Origin of the sequence: Variovorax pasteuri (assembly GCF_051216435.1) — a bacterium.
In the GTDB taxonomy this organism is placed as follows: domain Bacteria; phylum Pseudomonadota; class Gammaproteobacteria; order Burkholderiales; family Burkholderiaceae_C; genus Variovorax.
The window spans coordinates 461,366-479,356 of sequence record NZ_JBPJZS010000005.1 but is presented as its reverse complement, the minus strand read 5'-3'; the positions used below and the strand labels follow the sequence as shown (position 1 = coordinate 479,356).

Sequence of the window (17,991 nt, the reverse complement as noted above, 5' to 3'; positions counted from 1 at the left end):
ACTGGCCCGCACCATCGAGCTGGACCGAACAGCAGATCTCGCGGCCGATGAATCCATCGAGATCGAAATCCATCGCGCCACTGGCGCCGAGGTTCAGCGCATCAGGGGTCTTGAGCAGCAGCTCGTAAGCGAACAGCGAATTCAAGCCCTCGCGGCCCGACAAGCGAACCGGCTCCAGCGCAGGGCGCCCAAGAACCAACGGAATGGCGCTGCTGCTGATCTCAAGCGTGCGCGCCTGCACAACACCGAGTGCTGACATGTGATGCTCCTCCCTGAAGCCGCCCCTGTGTACCAAGGGTCGAGCGGCGGATTATGGGAGGACCATCGCGATAGCGCGCACAGGTAAAGATCCGGCAATCATCCCGTCATCCACATCGTGACGAACCGCACACACATGGCCCCGATCTGGTCCACCGCCGCATTGTTGGCAATTGGTGAATAGACAAATGCCGCCCGGCGTCTTGGTGCGAACGGGTACTGCACCCAAGCTTCCTTGCATCGGCAACGCCGCTCCGCGGCAACCTTCAAGGAAGAAATCATGACCCTCAAGCTCAACGACAAGATCTCCCTCGTCACCGGCGGCACCAGCGGCATCGGCCTGGCCACGGCGCAACGCTTCGTGGCCGAAGGCGCCCATGTGTTCATCACCGGCCGCCGCCAGGCAGAGCTCGACGCGGCCGTGAAGGCCATTGGCCGCAACGTGACGGGTGTGCTGGGCGACGTGTCGAAGCTCGAAGACCTCGACCGGCTCTACGCCACCATCCAGAAAGACAAGGGGCGGCTCGACGTGCTGTTCGCCAACGCGGGCGGTGGCAGCCTGCTGCCGCTGGGCCAGATTACCGAGGAGCACTTCGACAAGATCTTCAACACCAACGTGCGGGGCCTGCTGTTCACCGTGCAGAAGGCGCTGCCGCTGATGCCCAAGGGTTCATCGATCGTGCTCAACGCCTCCATCACCAGCATCAAGGGCAACCCGGCCTTCAGCGTCTACAGCGCGACCAAGGCGGCGGTGCGCAGCTTTGCACGCAGCTGGACTGTCGACCTGAAAGATGCAGGCATCCGCGTCAACGCGGTCAGCCCTGGCGTGGTGCCGACCCCCGCCTACGAGCTGCTGGGCCTGACCCCGGAACAAGTGAAGGGCTTCATCGACGGGCAGGCGCAGAACATTCCGCTGGGTCGTGTGGGCACGCCCGACGAAATCGCGAAAGCCGTGGTGTTCCTGGCCTCGGACGACAGCAGCTTCGTCAACGGCATCGAGCTGTTCGTCGACGGCGGCATGGCGCAGATATAGGCACTCCCCCAGGCTTCGCGCACTTCGTGTCGCTTCTCCTTCCCCCTCGCCGGGGGCGACACCTGCGGCCCGGCGAAGCCGGTTCCGCGGTGTCTCACGAACAGAGAAGACTCGCGCTCAGCGCTTGGCGACCGACACCAGTTCCACTTCGAAGTTCAGCGTCGCGTTCGGCGGAATCACGCCGCCCGCGCCGCGCGCACCGTAGGCAATGGACGGCGGGCAGGTCAGCTTGGCCTTGCCGCCGGGCTTCATCTTCTGCACGCCTTCGGTCCAGCACGGAATCACGCCGTTGAGCGGGAACTCGGTGGGTTCGCCACGCTTGTAGGAGCTGTCGAATTCCTTGCCGGTGTCGGGGAAGGTGCCGCGGTAGTGCACCTTGACCACGTCGGTGGCCAGCGGCGAGGCGCCGGTGCCTTCCTTGAGCGACTGGTAGATCAGGCCGCTGGGCGTGGTCACCGGGGCGGACTGCGCAAAGGCAGCGGGAACAGCAAGAACGGACACGAGCGCGGCACAGAAAAAAGACTTCACGAAACACCTCGAAGGTTGAGAGACCCCGATTATGGCCAGCGCCCGCACCACCCCTGTAAGGGGATATTCGGTGCCCGCGCCCCCGCATGGCCCTTGGTGGAACAGCCCTTGCTTTGCTGAAAGTGCACTGTCACCATTCACGAAGAGAGGAAAGCCCCATGCATTCCACCGAAGCCACGCCGGGCTCATCAACCCGACCGACCGGAGCCGCCGCACACACCGGCACGGGCCACCTGAAAAAGGTGCTCGGTCCGTTCCAGCTCTGGGGCATTGCCGTGGGCCTTGTCATCTCCGGTGAGTACTTTGGTTGGAGCTACGGCTGGAACACCGCCGGCACGCTCGGCTTCCTGGTCGCCACGCTGCTGGTGGCCACCATGTACACCACCTTCATCTTCAGCTTCACCGAACTGTCGACCGCCATACCGCACGCGGGCGGGCCCTTCGCCTATGCGCGGCGCGCATTCGGGCCCACCGGCGGCTTCGTGGCGGGCTTTGCCACGCTCATCGAGTTCGTCTTCGCGCCACCGGCCATTGCGCTGGCCATCGGCGCCTACCTCAACGTGCAGTTCCCGGGCATCAACCCGAAGTGGTTCGCGCTCGGTGCCTATGTGATCTTCATCGGCCTGAACTGGGTGGGCGTGGGCATCGCGGCAGCCTTCGAACTCTTCGTGACCGTGCTGGCCATCTTCGAGTTGCTGGTGTTCATGGGCGTCGTCGCGCCGGGCTGGACCATGGCCAACTTCGTGGCCAACGGCTGGGCCGGCGGCAGCGTGCTCAACGGCGCGGCCATCTCGGGCATCTTCGCGTCCATCCCGTTCGCGATCTGGTTCTTCCTGGCCATCGAGGGCGCGGCCATGGCGGCCGAAGAGGCGCGCGAGCCGCACCGCACCATTCCCATCGCCTACACCACGGGCATCGTCACGCTGGTGGTGCTGGCCTTCGGCGTGATGATCTTCGCGGGCGGCGTGGGCGACTGGCGCAAGCTCGCCAACATCAACGACCCGCTGCCGCAGGCCATGAAGGCGGTGGTGGGCGACAACAGCGGCTGGCTGCACATGCTGGTGTGGATCGGCCTGTTCGGGCTGATTGCGTCGTTCCACGGGATCATCATGGGCTACTCGCGCCAGATCTTCGCGCTGGCGCGCGCGGGCTACCTGCCGCGCTACTTTGCCGGCCTGAGCCCGCGCTTCGACACGCCGCACCGCGCGCTGCTGGCCGGCGGCGTGATCGGCGTCGTTGCCATCTTCAGCGACGAGTGGGTGCAGTTCGGCGGGCAGACGCTCACCGCCAACATCGTGACCATGGCCGTGCTCGGCGCCATCGTCATGTACCTGATCTCGATGGCCGCGCTGTTCAAGCTGCGCCGCACCGAGCCGAACCTGCTGCGCACCTACCGCGCCCCCTTCTACCCCGTGTTCCCGGCCATCGCGCTCGGCCTGGGCGTGGTCTGCCTGGGCGCGATGGTGTGGTTCAACTTCATGCTGACCGTGCTGTTCCTGGTGCTGATGGCCGCGGCCTACGGCTACTTCCTGCTGACCTCGGCGCAGCGCAAGGCGGCGGCGCCCGACGAGATGCTTTCTTCATCGGCCACCAACGCCTGAACGGCGAGCGAAAGACGATGCGCTATCGCACCACCATCGCCGGCCAGGTCTTCAGCTTCGACGACCTGAAGCAGGTCATGGCGGTGGCCAGCCCCGCGCGCTCCGGCGACTACCTCGCTGGCGTGGGCGCGGCCACCGCGCAGCAGCGCATGGCCGCGCGCCATGTGCTGGCCGACACGCCGCTCAAGCAGTTCCTGACGGAAGCGCTCATTCCCTACGAGAGCGACAACATCACGCGGCTCATCATCGACAGCCACGATGCGCAGGCCTTCGCACCGATGTCGCACCTCACGGTGGGCGACTTTCGCAACTGGCTGCTGTCCGAAGCGGCCACCACCGCCACGCTCACCGCACTGGCACCCGGCCTCACGCCCGAGATGGTGGCGGCCGTGTCCAAGCTCATGCGCAACCAGGACCTGGTGTCGGTCGCGAAGAAGTGCACGGTCATCACGCGCTTTCGCGACACCATCGGCCTGCCCGGCCACCTGGCCGTGCGGCTGCAGCCCAACCACCCGACGGACGACCTGCGCGGCGTGGCCGCCTCCACGCTCGACGGCCTGCTCTACGGCGCGGGGGACGCGGTGATCGGCCTGAACCCCGCCTCGGACAGCATGCCCGTGCTGGGCCAGCTGCTGCGCATGCTCGACGAGGTGATCCACCGTTTCGAGATCCCCACGCAGAGCTGCGTGCTCACGCACGTGACCAACACGCTCAAGCTCGCGGAAGCCGGTGCGCCGGTGGACCTGGTGTTCCAGTCCATCGCCGGCACCGAAAAGGCCAACCTCTCCTTCGGCGTGACGCCCGAGCTGCTCGACGAGGCCTATGCGGCGGCGCTGTCCTTGAAGCGCGGCACCATCGGCGACAACGTCATGTATTTCGAAACCGGCCAGGGCAGCGCGCTGTCGGCCAACGCCAACTTCGGCGTCGACCAGCAGACCTGCGAGGTGCGCGCCTATGCACTGGCGCGGCGCTACAAGCCTTTTCTCATCAACACGGTGGTCGGCTTCATCGGGCCGGAGTACCTGTACGACGGCAAGCAGATCATTCGCGCCGGCCTGGAAGACCACTTCAGCGGCAAGCTGCTGGGCCTGCCCATCGGCTGCGACATCTGCTACACCAACCATGCCGAGGCCGACCAGGACGACATGGACACCCTGCTGGTGCTGCTGGGCACGGCGGGCATCAACTTCATCATGGGCATTCCGGGTGCGGACGACGTGATGCTCAACTACCAGAGCACCTCGTTCCATGACGCCCTGTTCATGCGCGAAACGCTGGGCCTGAAGCGCGCGCCCGAGTTCGAGGCCTGGCTGCAGCGCATGCAGATCACCAACGGTGCGGGCCAGCTCGCGCCGCCTTCGTCCAACCGGCTGCTGGCCGACATGAGCGGGCTGGCCGCGCTGGCGTCATGAGCAGCGAGTCGGTCACCCCCAACCCCTGGGCGCAATGGCGCTCGGCCACGCCCGCGCGGCTGGCGCTGGGCCGCGCCGGCGCGGGCATGCCGACCGACGAGACGCTGCGCTTCGGCTGGGCGCATGCGATGGCGCGCGACGCGATCCATGCGGCGCTGGACGTCGATGCGCTCCACGCCGCACTGACCGCCCAGCACTGGCAGGTGGCACGCGCGCGCAGCCAGGCGGCGGACCGCACCGAATACCTGCGCCGCCCCGACCTCGGCCGCCAGCTCGATGACGGCGACGCCACGCGACTGCTCGGCGACCGGCGCTACGGCTGCGACGTCTGCGTGGTCGTCGGCGACGGCTTGTCCTCCCTGGCGGTGGCGCGCCACGCCGTGCCGCTGCTGGCCGCCCTGCGTGCGCAACTGCCGGCGCACACCAGCTTTGCGCCCGTGGTCATCGCCACGCAGGCCCGCGTGGCACTGGCCGACGAAGTGGGTGAGCTGTTCGGCGCGGCACTCTCCGTGATGCTGATCGGCGAGCGCCCGGGCCTGAGCTCGCCCGACAGCCTGGGCATCTACCTGACCCATTCACCGAAGCGCGGCCGGTATGACGCCGAACGCAACTGCATCTCCAACGTGCGCCCCGAAGGGCTGTGCTACGAGGCGGCCGCGTTCAAGCTGGCCTGGCTGATGCGCGAGTCGCTGCGACGGGGGCTGACCGGCGTCGGGCTCAAGGACGAGAGCGATCTCGCGGTGCTGCAGCAGCGTGACACGGGGGCGCCGGGCTTGGCCGGATAGAGGCCTTTCAACATCGATAAATATCCAATAAAATGACTCTTAAGCCGGTTAATAGTCATTTTATTGATGTCAAAAAGCAGCCATAGCCTTTCCGCTCTGCCCTCGCAGACGGTCGAGCCCATTGAAAGGCTCGGCTTGCGCCTTCGCGCGCACAGGGTGCACCGCGAATGGACAATCGCTGAAATGGCCGAGCGGCTGCTGTGCTCCCCCAACACCCTGCGCGCCCTCGAATCGGGCAAGCCCGGCACCAGCATCGGACTGCTGGCCCATGCGCTGTGGCTTCTGGGCGAGATCGATTCACTCGACGGCGTGGCCCCGGCCCCCGCAGGGCTGGCCGCGAAACGCCGTGTACGCAGGTCGGCCGTGCAAGGCGCCGCCGGTGTGATTGCGGAGAACGAGCGTGACTTCTGACAACGACGAGGGCGAGCGCCGCATCTACGTCGGCCTTGCGCACCACACGGGCGAGCAGGTGCAACCGGCCGGCCTGATGAAGGTCGCTCGCCGCGGCGTCGTGGAGTCGGGCGAATTCGCCTACGGCCGTCGCTATCTCGAAGACCCCGCTGCCGCGCCGCTCAACCCCGAGCACCTGCCGCTGCGCGACGCCGCCTTCGTGCTCGCCGAACGCCGCATCCGCGACGGTGGCGCCATGCCGCTCACGCTGCGCGATGCACTGCCCGACAGCTGGGGCCGCAAGGTGCTTGAGATCCGCCAGGGCAAGCCGCTTTCGGACATCGATGCATTGCTCCTGACCAACGAGGACCGCATCGGCGCCATGGTGTTTTCCGAAGCGTTGCCCATCCGAAGCGAGGAGCCGCCGGTCACGCTCTGGTCGCTCCAGGAACTCGCCGAAGCCTCGCGCCGCGTCGAGCACGGAATGGACATCGGCCCCGACATGCATCTGTTACTGCGCGGCGGCAGCCTGGGCGGGGCACGCCCCAAGTCGGCCTTTGCGCACGAGGGCCGGCGCTGCATCGCCAAGTTCGCATCGCGCGGGGATGACCACGACGTGGAAGTGATCGAAGCGGCCACGCTATGGCTGGCCGATGCCTGTGGCATCGAAGTCCCGCCCTTTCTTCTGCAACCCCTTGCGTCAGGGCACGCCTTGCTGGTCGAGCGCTTCGACCGCGCGGGGCCGGTGACCGACGAGCGGCGTTTTCACTACCTCTCGGCCTCGGCGTTGCTCGATGTGCCCTATGAATCGAGCCGGGGGAGCTACGTCGAGCTGGCGCAACTGCTGCGGCGCATCTCGCGGCAGCCGCAGGAAGACCTGGCCGCGTTGTTCCGACGCATGGTGTTCAACCTGGCGGTGGGCAACAGCGACGATCACGTCAAGAACCATGGCGCGTTGCGGGGAGAAGACGGACGGTGGCGTCTGGCGCCTGCCTTCGACCTCGTGATGCAGTTGGGCGGCCACACCGGTTATCAGGAGCTCGCCATTCTTCCGGGGCAGCACGCGTCGAGCCTTGCGCTGGCGCGTGACGCGGCACCGCACTTCGGGCTGACGGCTGTCGTGGCGGAAGAAGTCATCGTTGCGATTGGCGAAACGGTTGCACTTCATGCAGCGGCCAGTGTGGCGTCTGCCGGCGGGAATCAGGCGCTCGTGCGGCGCGTTGCGAGCTTCATCGAGCAGCAGGCTGAACGCATCGGGGCTTAGGGCTGGTTCGCGGCTTTTGGTGAGGACGCCGGCTTCGGACGGCCGCTCTTGGGCTGGTAGATCTGAGCAGCTTCGGTCTGACCATGCTCTCGGCATCGACGCTTCGAATTCACAACGTGGGCTATGAAGCCCTCGCCATCAGTCGCAGGTTCTGCACGGCCGCGCCTGCGGCCCCCTTGCCCAGATTGTCGAGAACCGCGCTCAAGACGATCTGGCCTGTGCGTTCATTGAATGCGACGGCCAGGCTCATGTCGTTGGAGCCGTTGTGGACTTGCGGGTCCAGTTCGGTCAGGGGCGCGGCAGACGACATCGGCAGCACACGCACGTGCGCCGCATCGCGATACCGCGCCACCAGGCATTCGTGGATGCGCGCGCCCGAAGCATCGGCGGGGAGCATGCGCGCATGCAGGCCGATGGTGAGCACGATGCCCTGCCGGTAGCTGGCATAGGCCGGCACGAAGAGGGGCCGCTGCGCCAGGCCCGCATACAGCTCGATTTCCGGCACGTGCTTGTGCTCGAGTGCCAGGCCATACACCTTCAACGAATGCGCCGCTGCCCCCGCTCCCGCCTTTGCGCCGGCCTCGTACGCTTCCGCCCCCGCCCTGCCCTGGCCCGAATAGCCCGAGACCGCGTGAATGACGAGCGGATAGTCGGCGGGCAACAGGCCCGCATCCGTCAACGGTCGCAGCAAGGCGACCGCCGCGGTGGGATAACAGCCTGGATTCGTCACCCGTGGTGCCGAGGCAATGCGTTCGCCTTGCCGTGCATCGAGCTCCGGCAGGCCGTAGACCCAACCCGGGCTGGTGCGGTGCGCCGAGCTGGCGTCGATGACGCGCACCGAGGGGTTCTCGATCATCGCCACCGCATCGCGCGCCGCGGCATCGGGCAGGCAAAGAATGGCGATGTCGCACGCGTTGAGCGCTGCCCGGCGGGCATCCGCGTCCTTGCGCAGGTTGGCAGGCAGTGTGCGGATGCGGAATTCCCCGCCCCGCAGGCGGTTCTGCAGGTCGAGCCCGGTGGTGCCCTGGTCGCCGTCGATGAAGATATTGAGGTCCATGGGGAGCGATCGTAGGCATTCGGCTTCGATGGCTCCAGCTAAATATAAGCAACACCAGATTAAGAAACGTTAAATTAGCGGCATGCGTGAACTCAGCCTCGACCACCTGCGCACCCTGGTTGCCATCGCCGATCTCGGCTCCCTGGCCAATGCCGCGCGCGCCCTCCACCTGGCGGCCCCCACCGTCACCGTTCAGATCGCGGAACTCGAGTCGCGCCTGGGCGGCCAGTTGCTCGTTCGCGGGCGGGGGCCCGCGCAGGCGACCGCGCTGGGCGAGCGCTTCATCGCGCGTGCCCGCAGGCTGCTGGCGGACGCGGACGACGCCGTGGAAGACGTCAAGCGCCAACTCGCTGGCCAGACGGGCCGCGTGCGGGTGGGTGCCTCGACCGGCGCCATTGCGCACCTGCTGCCGCCCGCGCTCGAACGTCTGGCCAGGAACCATCCCGGCATCGACGTGAACGTGCAGGTGCTGACCTCCAACGACAGCATGGCCCGGCTCGCCGCAGGAAGCCTCGACCTGGCAGTCGTGGCGTTGCCGCAGGCGCCTGTGCGCGGCGTGCATGTCACGCCCCTGCGGCGAGAGGCCGTCGTCGCCTTTCTGCCGGCCGACTGGAAGGCACCGAAGCGGCTGACCCCGCAGTGGCTGGCCCAGCACCCGCTGATCATGAACGACGCTTCCACACGTCTTTACCGGCTGACCGCGGAATGGTTCTCCGCAGCGGGCGTGCATTGCCGGCCGCGCATCGAGCTCAACTACAACGATGCGATCAGGACGCTGGTTGCAGCCGGCTACGGCGCGGCCTTGCTGCCGCAGGAATCGCACGAGCCCGCGCGAGACCCGCGCATCGCCGTTCGCCCGCTGAGCCCGGCACTGTGGCGCCAGCTGGGCCTGGCGGTGAGCGACCGCGGCGCCAGCGGGCCGACGCGTTTCGTGTTCGATGCCTTGCTGCCTGCGAAGGATTCGCCCGCGTAGGCATTCGCCGGCCATCGGCAGGCACGTGCGAGATGCGCGCCCATTCCAGATGCCGCGCTTGCATCAAATACTTCTTCAGCCGGCCGCCGTGGGGTTGCCCGCCCCTACGATCCTGCGCATGCCGTGGCGCTTTCAGCGCGGAGGGTTTGCCGAAGCGCCGGGCCATAGCAACAAGCTTGAGGAGAAGCGCAATGATCCGTCGATGGGCCGCAGCCCTCTGTCTCTTGATCATGGCCGGCTGCACCACCGCGCCGCCTGTTCCCCCGAACGCCGGAAGAATCGCCAAGGGCGCGAAAGTGGGCCTGCTGGTGTACCTGCCCAACCAGGCGCAGCACATGCATGTGGGCACGACCGTGTTCAACAACTTCTCGAACAACTATGCGTTCCCGTGGAACCCCAGGACCCGGACGTACGAGGCATTCCAGTCGGAGCTGGAGAAGGCCGGCTTCCAGGTCGTGAGGCTGTCGACCTACCCGACGACCAGCCTGAACGCCCTGGCGGTTGAAAAGGACGGCCGCTGGATCGCCAACCCGCGCCAGGAATGGTCGAGCAAGAAGCTGCGCGAGGAACAGGTGGCCGCCGTGGTGGTGGTTCAGGGCAAGCGCACGCTGACGCGCATGGAATGCACCGGCGGGCCCTGCGCCGAAAGCCATATGGAGAACTCGGGCCTGTTCACGCGCGGCATATTCGCCTCCACCCGCTATTCGGCCGTGCCGGCCATGGAGGCCAAGGTGTTCGTGCTGGACGGGCCTGTCGAACTCACGGCCTACGAACCGCTGAAGACATTGCAGTTGCAGCGCCTGAAGCCGTTGCCCGATTTTGCGGAGCCCAAAGACCTGAAGCAGCTGACCAGCACCGAGTTCGCCCCGGTGGCGTCCGCCGTGGACGCGCACATCCGGTCGCTGTCGCGGGGCACGGCCCAGGCGCTGGCCAGCGGCGTGAACTGACGCGTGACGATTCGGTCGCGCCGCCTGGCTACGCGTTCTTCAAAAGCCCGGCGACCTTGTAGGCGCTGAAGACGATGCCCGACGGCATGGCCTTGCTGCGGAGCAGTTCGAGGGAACATGCCGGGGTTTGCTGCGCGAAGAAGCGCTTTCCGGTGCCCAGCAGCACCGGATAGACGAGCAGCAGCACCTCGTCCACCAGCCCATGCGCGAGCAGCGTCGATGTCAGCGTCGCGCTGCCCCAGAGGACCAGGTCCGGGCCCGCCTGCGACTTGACGCGGCGCACGCCTTCCACGATGTCCGGCCCCACGCCCTCGAACGGGCCCCATGCAAGACTGTCGGGGCGGTGGGTTGCGACGTATTTGGTGGCCGCGTTCAGGCGGTCGGCCATCGGACCGCCCGGGGCCTTGGGCCAGTAGCCCGACCACATGTCGTAGGTGCGGCGGCCGAGCAGCAGGTCGAAGTGCTCGCCTTGCGCGGCGAGCACTTCGTTCAGACCGGCGGGGGACCGGTAGGGTGCGGTCCAGTCCGCATAGGGAAACCCGTCTTCGTCGGACGACTGGATCACGCCGTCGAGCGAGATGTGCGCCATGACCTTGAGCGTTCTCATGCGGTTCTCCTTGCCTGGGTTCGGGGGATGGTAGGCCACCGACGGCCAGGGCGACGGCAACCGGCGAAACGCGCCTACAGCCGGCGTCTTCCGCCGCGTACGTCGTCGCTTGCGCGAGCGGCTAATGTGAATGCCGAAAAACCATTCACACAAGACAAGGACTTTCCATGAAGACCGTGAAGACCTCCAAGACGTTCAGCGCTCTGCTCGCGGTGGCTGCCGCCAGCGCACTCCTCACCATGGCCGGCACAGCCGAAGCCAAAGGCTGCATCAAGGGCGCCGTGGTGGGCGGTGTAGGCGGGCATGTTGCAGGGCATCACGGCCTGATCGGCGCGGCAGGCGGCTGCGTGGTCGGGCGGCACATGGCCAACAAGAAGGACAAGGAAGCGGAAGCAGCCGCCGCGGCTCAGCGCGCGCCGGCGGACGCCTCGGCCCACGCCCCCGCCCCCGCCCATCCGTAAGCGCAGGCGCGGGGGGCCGCCGGCTACGTGCTGGCGCCGCCCGCGGGCGCGTTGCGCCGCGCCGTCTCGCTCAACTGAAACAGCTCGCTGGCCTTGCGCGCCAGATCGGCCGCAAGCCAGAGCATGTTGTCCAGATGCCGAGGCCCTTCACCGCTGCACCAGTCGATGTCTTCCCCGTGGCACGCCCACAGAAGAGCTTCGAGCTGAGAGAGGGTGTTTTCGAGAAGATCCGACGGGTCTTGGGCGTTTCCGTCGGGGGATACCGGCGTGCGAGGCCGGGCTATAGTCTTGGTAGCCATTTTTGTGCGGTCCTTTAGAGGTGATTGCACGGATTTGGTTAGACGGTCGGGGTGTTCCACCACCCCGGCCGTCGCCTTTGATACCTCGCATTTGCATCGCTGCTTTCGCACCGACAACCTGCCGCGAGGCAAGCAGCCTTCAAACATTCAGTGGCTGTGTGTGTTGCGCCTTCCTTCTCCCCTTGGTGGGGTTGTGAGTGACAGGGGCATTCACTGTAGAAAACAGCGCGGGCCTTGTGGCCGCCGCGTGCGGCACCAAGTCTCGATTCCCGCCAACAAATGCAGCTTCCGCCGTGCGACGTGAACGCATGCCGGCCGCGCGGCCTGGCACGGCTGATGCGTAGGTCGATGCGGAAGTGTCACGGGCGTTGCATACGCTGCGTGCTCCTCATCAACAACGCTCAACAACAGGGAACGCATGCAACGCAGACTCGCCCTTCTCACCCCCATGGCCGCCGCGCTCGTCGCCACAGGCTGCGCCAGCTTCTCGCCCGGCAAAAGCCAGGCGCTGGCCCCGGGCCACTGGGACGCCTTCAACCGCGCACAGATCGAGGGCCTGATCGCCAGCCTCGGCAAGGGCAGCCCCGGCTACAACGCCGCCAAGCCGCCCTACGTGGTGTTCGACTGGGACAACACCAGCGTCTTCCTCGACATCGAGGAAGCCTCGCTCATCTACCAGCTCGAGAACCTCGTCTTCGGCGCCACGCCCGCGCAGCTCGAGGTGGCGCTGCGCAAGAACATTCCGAAGAAGGACTTTCTTCCCGCCTTCAACAACGCGGCCGGCCAGGCCGTGAACATCGACCGCGTGGTGCCCGACATCGTGGCCAGCTACACGTGGCTGTACCGGAACTACAAGGGCCTGAAGGGCGACCAGTCGCTCGCGGTGGTGGCGATGAGCCCGCACTACGGCGCCTTCATCACCAAGGTGCGCTACCTGTACGAAGCCATCGGCGACACCTTCGACCACGACACGGCCTACCCGTGGGTGACGTACCTGTTCGCCGGCATGACCGAGGCGCAGGTGCGCAAGCTCACGGCCGACACGGTGGCCTGGCAGCTGAAGGAGCCGGTCGCCAAGGTCAAGTGGACTTCGCCCACGGCGCTGCCGGGCCGCGCGGGCGTGGTGTCGGTCAGCTGGAAGAACGGCCTGCGCCTGCAGCCCGAAATGCAGGAGCTGTACGCCGCCTTTCGCAACGCGGGCTTCGACGTGTGGGTGTGTTCCGCATCGTTCGTCGACGTGATCAAGGAAATTTCTTCCAACCCCGCCTTCGGCTACAACAACCCGCCCGAGCGCGTGCTGGCGATGGAGCTGGAGCGCGACGCCAACGGCGTGATCCAGCCCGAGTTCCGCCGCGGCTACGACCAGACGCAGGGCCCGGGCAAGACAAAGAACATCCAGCGCTTTCTGGTCAGCAAGTACGGCTACGGCCCGAGCTTCGTGGCCGGCGACAGCGAGGGCGACCAGAACATGATGGCCGACTTCGCCGACACGAAGAAGGTGCTGATCGTCAACCGCCTGCGCGACCCGAAGACCGACATCGGCAAGTTCTCGGCCATGGCGGTGCAGAACTACGGCAAGGCCGACACGCGCTACTTGCTGCAGGGGCGCGACGACAACACCGGCGCGTGGGTCGCCTCTCAGCTGCACACGCCGCTGGGCGCGTCAGCGGGCAAGGCGCTGAAGTAACGGCCGGTACCCTGCCCCCGCGGCCTGCTACGGGCTCTTGGCCGCCGGCTTGATCGACTCGCGCACCTTGGCCACCTGCGCGGTCGTCACGGCCTCGCCCTGGTTGCCCCAGCTCGACCGCGCAAAGCTCAGCACGCTGGCCACGTCGGCATCGGTCAGGCGCCAGCCGAAGTCGGGCATGGCGATGGGCGACGGCGCCTGCGCGGTGCTGGGCATGGCCGAGCCCGCGAGCACCAGGCGAATGAGCGAGGTCGGGTCTTTCGCGTTCACCACGCTGTTGCCGGCCAGCGCCGGAAAGGTCTTGTTCGCGCCCGTGCCGTCGGAGCGGTGGCAGGCGTTGCAGTTATTCAGGTAGACCATCGCGCCGCTGTTGCCCTCGACCGTGCCGTTGCGCAGCGCCAGCGAGCTCGGGTGCTGCGGTGCGGCCGCGACCAGGGAGCTCTGCGACGGTGCACTCTGCACACCTTCCTTGGCGCCGAGCGACTGCAGGTACGTGGCCACGGCCTTCAGGTCCTGCGTGGACAGGTGCTGCGTGCTGTTCTGCACCACGTCGACCATCGCGCCGAAGGCGGCGGTGTGGCCGGTGCGCCCGGTCTGCAGGTACTGCACGATGTCCTCGGACGACCACTGTGCCATGGTCGGCCGGTCGGTGTGGCGCAGGGGCTGCGCGTACCAGCCGTCGATGATCGCGCCCGACAGGTACACCTCGCCCTTGCGGTCGCTGGCCGCCTTCACGCCGCCGAGCATGCTGCGCGGCGTGTGGCAGTCGCCGCAATGGCCCAGGCCCTGCACCAGGTAGGCACCGCGGTTCCACTCGGCGTTGCGCGCGCTGTCGTTCTGGTAGACGCCCTTGTCGAGGTAGATCCAGTTCCAGCCGATCGTCAGGCTGCGCATGCTGAAGGGCCACGGCAGGTCGGTGGCCGGCGGCTTCTGCGCGACGGGCTGCACGCCGTTGCGAAAGAAGGTGAACAGCGCATGCATGTCTTCGTCGTTCACCCGGGCAAACGACGGGTACGGCATGGCGGGGTAGAGCCGGTGGCCGTCCTTGGCCACGCCTTCGCGCAGCGCGCGGGCGAACTCGGCCTCGGTGTAGGCGCCAATGCCCGCTTCGGGATCGGGCGAGATGTTGGTGGAAACGATGGTGCCGAACGGCGTTTTCATCGGCAGGCCACCACCGAAGGCGGGCTTGCCCGGCGCGGTGTGGCAGCTGACGCAGTCGCCGGCGCGGGCAAGGTAGCGGCCGTGCTCGAGCACGGGGTCTGCGGCGGTGGTGACCGGCGCTGCCGGCGTCGCGGCGGCAGGCGCGGATGGTGCAGATGCGGCCTCGGCAGGCGCGTCGCTCTTTTGCGCCACGGCCCATGCCCCTGCGCACATCAACACGACGGCCGCGGCGATGCCGCCGTACACACGACGCGCGCTCATGCCAGCGCCCCCGGGTTCTTCAGGTACTGCTCGCGGATGGCCTTGGCCGCCCAGTACGCCAGCCCACCCACCATGCCGGTCGGGTTGTAGCCGAAGTTCTGCGGGAAGGCGCTCGCGCCCATCACGAACACATTGGGTACGTCCCACACCTGCAGGAAGCGGTTGACGGCGCTGGTCTTCGGGTCGGTGCCCATGGGCGCGCCGCCGGTGTTGTGCGTCGACTGGTAGAAGCGCACGTCGTAATGGGCATCGGGCTTCTGGAAGTTCAGCTTCATCTGCTTCGGCCCCATGGCCTTGGCGATCTGCTCGACCTTGGTGCCGATGAACTGCGTCATGGCGAGGTCGTTGGCCTTCCAGTCGAAGGTCATGCGCAGCAGCGGCTGGCCGTGCACGTCCTTGTAGGTCGGGTCGAGGTCGAGGTAGTTGTCGCGGTAGGCCATCACCGAGCCCTGGCTGCCCACACTGGCCTGGTAGATGTAGTTTTCCTTCACGGCCTTCTTCCAGCCCGCGCCCCATGCGGGCGCCCCGGGCGGCAGGCTCATCTGCTGGATCGGCCGCCCGCCGGTGTTGATGGCGTTGATGGTGGCGCCGCCGATGAAGCCGAGCGGCCCGTGGTCGAAGTTGTCGCCGTCGAAGTCGTCGATCACCGAGCCGCTGGCGCCCGCGCCGACGAAGGGGTTCATCGGCTGGTTCTTGTCGAAGAACAGGCTGGCGCCGCCGTTGAGCTGGTAGGCATAGTTGCGGCCGACCACGCCTTCGCCGGTGGCCGGGTCGTACTTCTTGCCGATGTTCGACAACAGCAGCAAGCGCACGTTGTGGAACTGGTAGGCACACAGCACCACCAGGTCGGCCGGCTGCTCCACCTCGTTGCCTTCGGCGTCGACGTAGGTCACGCCGGTGGCGCGCTTGCCGTCGGGCGACATGTTCACGCGCAGCACATGCGATTTGGTGCGCAGCTCGAAGTTGGGCCGCTTCATCAGCACCGGCAGCAGCGTGGTCTGCGGCGAGGCCTTCGAGTACATGTAGCAGCCGTAGCGCTCGCAAAAGCCGCAGAAGTTGCACGGCCCGAGCTGCGCGCCGTGCGGGTTGGTGTAGGCGCGCGATGCGTTGGCGGCGGCCTGCGGGAACGGGTGGTAGCCCAGCTCGCGCGCGGCCTTTTCGAACAGCACCGCGCTGTTGACGGAGGCCAGCGGCGGCAGCGGAAACTCGTTGGCGCGCGCGCCTTCGAAGGGGTTGCCGCCGGGCTGGATCTTGCCGCCGATGTTGCCGGCCTTGCCCGAGGTGCCGCAGATTTTCTCGAACTGGTCGAAGTGCGGTTCCAGCTCTTCGTAACTCACGCCGAAGTCCTGGATGGTCATGCCCTCGGGAATGAACTTCTTGCCGTAGCGTTCTTCGTAGGTGCTGCGAATGCGCAGGTCGCTGGGCAGCGGGCGCCAGTGGTGGCCGTTCCAGTGCACGCCCGCTCCACCCACGCCGTCGCCGGGCAAGAAGGAAGCGAGCTGCCGGTAGGGAACGGCAATTTCGGCCGGGGTGTGGCGGATGGTGACGGTCTCGCGCGAGAGGTTCTGGAACAGCTTGCCGCGGATGCCGTAGCTCAGCTCGTCGGTGATGCGCGGATAGGCGAAGTCGGGCTGGGTGTCGCGGTTCTCGCCGCGCTCCAGCGCCAGCACCTTGAGGCCGGCGCCGGTGAGCTCCATGCCCATGATGGCGCCGGTCCAGCCGAAGCCGACCAGCACGGCGTCGACGCCAGGTTTCTTGATGTTTGCCATGGTGCGTGCGCCTCTCAGCCCTGCGGGCCGGCGATGCTCACCGGCGGCAGGTTGTACTTGACACCGGGGCGGTCGACCCAGTCGGCGTAGTCGGCGCGCGCGCCGGGGAAGCCGATCATCTTCCAGGCGGCGGCGTTCTTGTTGCCGCCGTGGATGGGGTCGCTGAAATAGCCTTCCTTGGTGTTCTGCAGCAGGAAGCCGAAGAAGTCGGTCGCGCCCACGCCGTCGAGCGTGACGCTGCCGGCCTCCAGGCCCTTGAGCACCTCGTCCTGCTGCGCCGCGGTGAGTTGCGCGAAGGGCTTGTCGGCGAACTGCTTGCGGCAGTACGCGTCGGTGGCCGCGATGCCCGCGCGGTACACCTCGCGCGGCGGCATCTTCTTCTGGTAGCCGAACAGCGGCGACACCTCGACGAACGGGCCCTGCATGTACCAGGTGGCCGCATGGCCGAAGGCGCCTTCCATCTGCCGGTCGATGAACTCGGGCACGCCTGCTTCGATGGCGCCGGGGCCGGTGTCGTCGGAGGGAATGAGCCGGCCCACCGCGGCCTGAACGAAGGTCCATTCGTTGGCGTTGAAGTAGACCGGGGTGTACGGGGCCGCGGGACTGGTCGTGGCGGCTGGGGCCGGGGCCGATGCAGCGGGCTGTGCCAGCGCTGCCCCCGTGAGGCCACCGGCGCCGAAGGCCGTGGCGGCCGGCACGATGGCGATGGACCGGCGCAGGAAGCCGCGCCGGTCGGATTGCGAGACGTCTTTCATCGCGTTGTGTGCGGCATGGGGCCGCGTGTTGTTGTGCGAACGTTCATCATCGCGATACGCCGCGCAACATCTTGTAGGAAAGTGTCTTGCCTATCATGGAAGTCGCGCAATGCCTTTCAAGGCGCTTTCAAACCGACAACCCGACGGAGACAAGATGACTGCAACCCGCTACCCGCTCGCCGAACTGAAGGACCTGCCCGAAGACATCCGCACCGCCATCCTTGCGGTGCAGGAAAAGGCCGGCTTCGTGCCCAACGTGTTCCTCGGCCTGGCACGCCGGCCCGCCGAATGGCGCGCCTTCTTTGCGTACCACGACGCGCTGATGCTCAAGGAGGAAGGCTCGCTCACCAAGGGCGACCGCGAGATGATCGTCACCACCACCAGCGCGGCGAACCAGTGCCTCTACTGCGTGGTGGCGCACGGCGCGCTGCTGCGCATCTACGAGAAGAAGCCGCTGGTGGCCGACCAGGTGGCGGTGAACTACCGCAAGGCCGACATCACGCCGCGCCAGCGCGCGATGCTCGACTTTGCAATGAAGGTCTGCGACCGCTCGCACGAAATCGACGACAGCGACTTTCCGCCGCTGCATGCCCATGGCTTCGACGACGAGGACATCTGGGACATCGCGGCCATCACCGCCTTCTTCGGGCTGAGCAACCGGCTGGCCAGCTTCAGCGGCATGCAGCCGAACAACGAGTTCTTCCTGATGGGCCGGCTGCCCCGGGAGAAGAAGTAGGGCCCGC

Annotated in this window: 18 protein-coding genes and 1 pseudogene; 11 read left to right on the top strand and 8 right to left on the bottom strand. The window is 67.0% G+C overall.

Annotated features, from left to right (window positions below; all coding sequences use genetic code 11):
• Positions 1-259, bottom strand: a pseudogene (locus ACSFBM_RS21275) (type VI secretion system Vgr family protein); the annotation flags it as partial.
• A gap of 279 nt (positions 260-538) precedes the next feature.
• Here ACSFBM_RS21275 and ACSFBM_RS21270 point away from each other — a divergent pair.
• Positions 539-1,291 carry an SDR family NAD(P)-dependent oxidoreductase gene (locus ACSFBM_RS21270; protein ID WP_435486149.1) on the top strand — a complete coding sequence of 251 codons (753 nt, stop codon included), beginning with the start codon at positions 539-541 and terminating at the stop codon, positions 1,289-1,291.
• Positions 1,292-1,408: 117 nt separating this feature from the next.
• Here ACSFBM_RS21270 and ACSFBM_RS21265 read toward each other — a convergent pair whose 3' ends face one another.
• Positions 1,409-1,819, bottom strand: coding sequence for an FKBP-type peptidyl-prolyl cis-trans isomerase (locus ACSFBM_RS21265; RefSeq protein ID WP_435439336.1), 411 nt, complete (start codon positions 1,817-1,819; stop codon positions 1,409-1,411).
• 158 nt (positions 1,820-1,977) lie between these two features.
• Here ACSFBM_RS21265 and eat point away from each other — a divergent pair, with 158 nt between their 5' ends.
• From eat to ACSFBM_RS21240, 5 genes are all read left to right on the top strand, one after another.
• The gene (gene eat, locus ACSFBM_RS21260) at positions 1,978-3,420 is read left to right on the top strand and encodes an ethanolamine permease (RefSeq protein WP_435486148.1); all 1,443 of its coding nucleotides are present in this window, start codon (positions 1,978-1,980) and stop codon (positions 3,418-3,420) included.
• 17 nt (positions 3,421-3,437) lie between these two features.
• Entirely contained in the window at positions 3,438-4,832 is a 1,395-nt protein-coding gene (locus tag ACSFBM_RS21255; RefSeq protein WP_435486147.1) for an ethanolamine ammonia-lyase subunit EutB, read from the top strand.
• Positions 4,829-5,617, top strand: coding sequence for an ethanolamine ammonia-lyase subunit EutC (gene eutC, locus ACSFBM_RS21250; RefSeq protein ID WP_435486146.1), 789 nt, complete (start codon positions 4,829-4,831; stop codon positions 5,615-5,617). Before ACSFBM_RS21255 ends, eutC begins: the two co-directional genes overlap by 4 nt.
• Before the next feature lie 66 nt (positions 5,618-5,683).
• Positions 5,684-6,028, top strand: a complete 345-nt coding sequence (locus tag ACSFBM_RS21245) for a helix-turn-helix domain-containing protein (protein ID WP_435486145.1) — start codon at positions 5,684-5,686, stop codon at positions 6,026-6,028.
• Positions 6,018-7,271: a type II toxin-antitoxin system HipA family toxin gene (locus ACSFBM_RS21240; RefSeq protein WP_435486144.1), complete on the top strand. Its 1,254-nt coding sequence runs from the start codon at positions 6,018-6,020 to the stop codon at positions 7,269-7,271. Before ACSFBM_RS21245 ends, ACSFBM_RS21240 begins: the two co-directional genes overlap by 11 nt.
• Before the next feature lie 121 nt (positions 7,272-7,392).
• Here the strand turns inward: ACSFBM_RS21240 and argC are convergent, their stop codons facing one another.
• Positions 7,393-8,328 carry an N-acetyl-gamma-glutamyl-phosphate reductase gene (gene argC, locus ACSFBM_RS21235; RefSeq protein WP_435486143.1) on the bottom strand — a complete coding sequence of 312 codons (936 nt, stop codon included), beginning with the start codon at positions 8,326-8,328 and terminating at the stop codon, positions 7,393-7,395.
• Between the two features lie 82 nt (positions 8,329-8,410).
• Between argC and ACSFBM_RS21230 the strand changes: the two genes are divergently transcribed.
• Positions 8,411-9,301: a LysR family transcriptional regulator gene (locus ACSFBM_RS21230; protein WP_435486142.1), complete on the top strand. Its 891-nt coding sequence runs from the start codon at positions 8,411-8,413 to the stop codon at positions 9,299-9,301.
• Positions 9,302-9,492: 191 nt separating this feature from the next.
• Positions 9,493-10,248, top strand: a complete 756-nt coding sequence (locus tag ACSFBM_RS21225; protein WP_435486141.1) for a hypothetical protein — start codon at positions 9,493-9,495, stop codon at positions 10,246-10,248.
• Between the two features lie 28 nt (positions 10,249-10,276).
• Here the strand turns inward: ACSFBM_RS21225 and ACSFBM_RS21220 are convergent, their stop codons facing one another.
• Positions 10,277-10,855, bottom strand: coding sequence for a dihydrofolate reductase family protein (locus ACSFBM_RS21220; RefSeq protein ID WP_435486140.1), 579 nt, complete (start codon positions 10,853-10,855; stop codon positions 10,277-10,279).
• Positions 10,856-11,022: 167 nt separating this feature from the next.
• Here ACSFBM_RS21220 and ACSFBM_RS21215 point away from each other — a divergent pair, with 167 nt between their 5' ends.
• Complete coding sequence (locus ACSFBM_RS21215; protein ID WP_435486139.1) at positions 11,023-11,316, top strand: hypothetical protein; 294 nt, start codon at positions 11,023-11,025, stop codon at positions 11,314-11,316.
• 23 nt (positions 11,317-11,339) lie between these two features.
• Here the strand turns inward: ACSFBM_RS21215 and ACSFBM_RS21210 are convergent, their stop codons facing one another.
• Positions 11,340-11,615, bottom strand: a complete 276-nt coding sequence (locus ACSFBM_RS21210) for a hypothetical protein (RefSeq protein WP_435486138.1) — start codon at positions 11,613-11,615, stop codon at positions 11,340-11,342.
• Between the two features lie 418 nt (positions 11,616-12,033).
• Here ACSFBM_RS21210 and ACSFBM_RS21205 point away from each other — a divergent pair, with 418 nt between their 5' ends.
• Positions 12,034-13,302, top strand: coding sequence for an HAD family hydrolase (locus ACSFBM_RS21205; RefSeq protein ID WP_435486137.1), 1,269 nt, complete (start codon positions 12,034-12,036; stop codon positions 13,300-13,302).
• 27 nt (positions 13,303-13,329) lie between these two features.
• Here the strand turns inward: ACSFBM_RS21205 and ACSFBM_RS21200 are convergent, their stop codons facing one another.
• Genes ACSFBM_RS21200 through ACSFBM_RS21190 form a run of 3 tightly spaced genes read right to left on the bottom strand, consistent with a single transcriptional unit; the run spans position 13,330 to position 17,248 of the window.
• Positions 13,330-14,724 (bottom strand): c-type cytochrome, encoded by a 1,395-nt coding sequence (locus tag ACSFBM_RS21200; RefSeq protein WP_435486136.1) that lies wholly within the window; start codon positions 14,722-14,724, stop codon positions 13,330-13,332.
• Positions 14,721-16,493: a GMC family oxidoreductase gene (locus tag ACSFBM_RS21195; RefSeq protein ID WP_435486135.1), complete on the bottom strand. Its 1,773-nt coding sequence runs from the start codon at positions 16,491-16,493 to the stop codon at positions 14,721-14,723. The genes ACSFBM_RS21200 and ACSFBM_RS21195 overlap by 4 nt, the downstream gene beginning before the upstream one ends.
• 14 nt (positions 16,494-16,507) lie before the next feature.
• Complete coding sequence (locus ACSFBM_RS21190) at positions 16,508-17,248, bottom strand: gluconate 2-dehydrogenase subunit 3 family protein (RefSeq protein WP_435486134.1); 741 nt, start codon at positions 17,246-17,248, stop codon at positions 16,508-16,510.
• A 154-nt stretch (positions 17,249-17,402) separates the two neighbouring features.
• Between ACSFBM_RS21190 and ACSFBM_RS21185 the strand changes: the two genes are divergently transcribed.
• The gene (locus ACSFBM_RS21185; RefSeq protein ID WP_435439353.1) at positions 17,403-17,984 is read left to right on the top strand and encodes a peroxidase-related enzyme; all 582 of its coding nucleotides are present in this window, start codon (positions 17,403-17,405) and stop codon (positions 17,982-17,984) included.
• Positions 17,985-17,991: the final 7 nt, after the last annotated feature.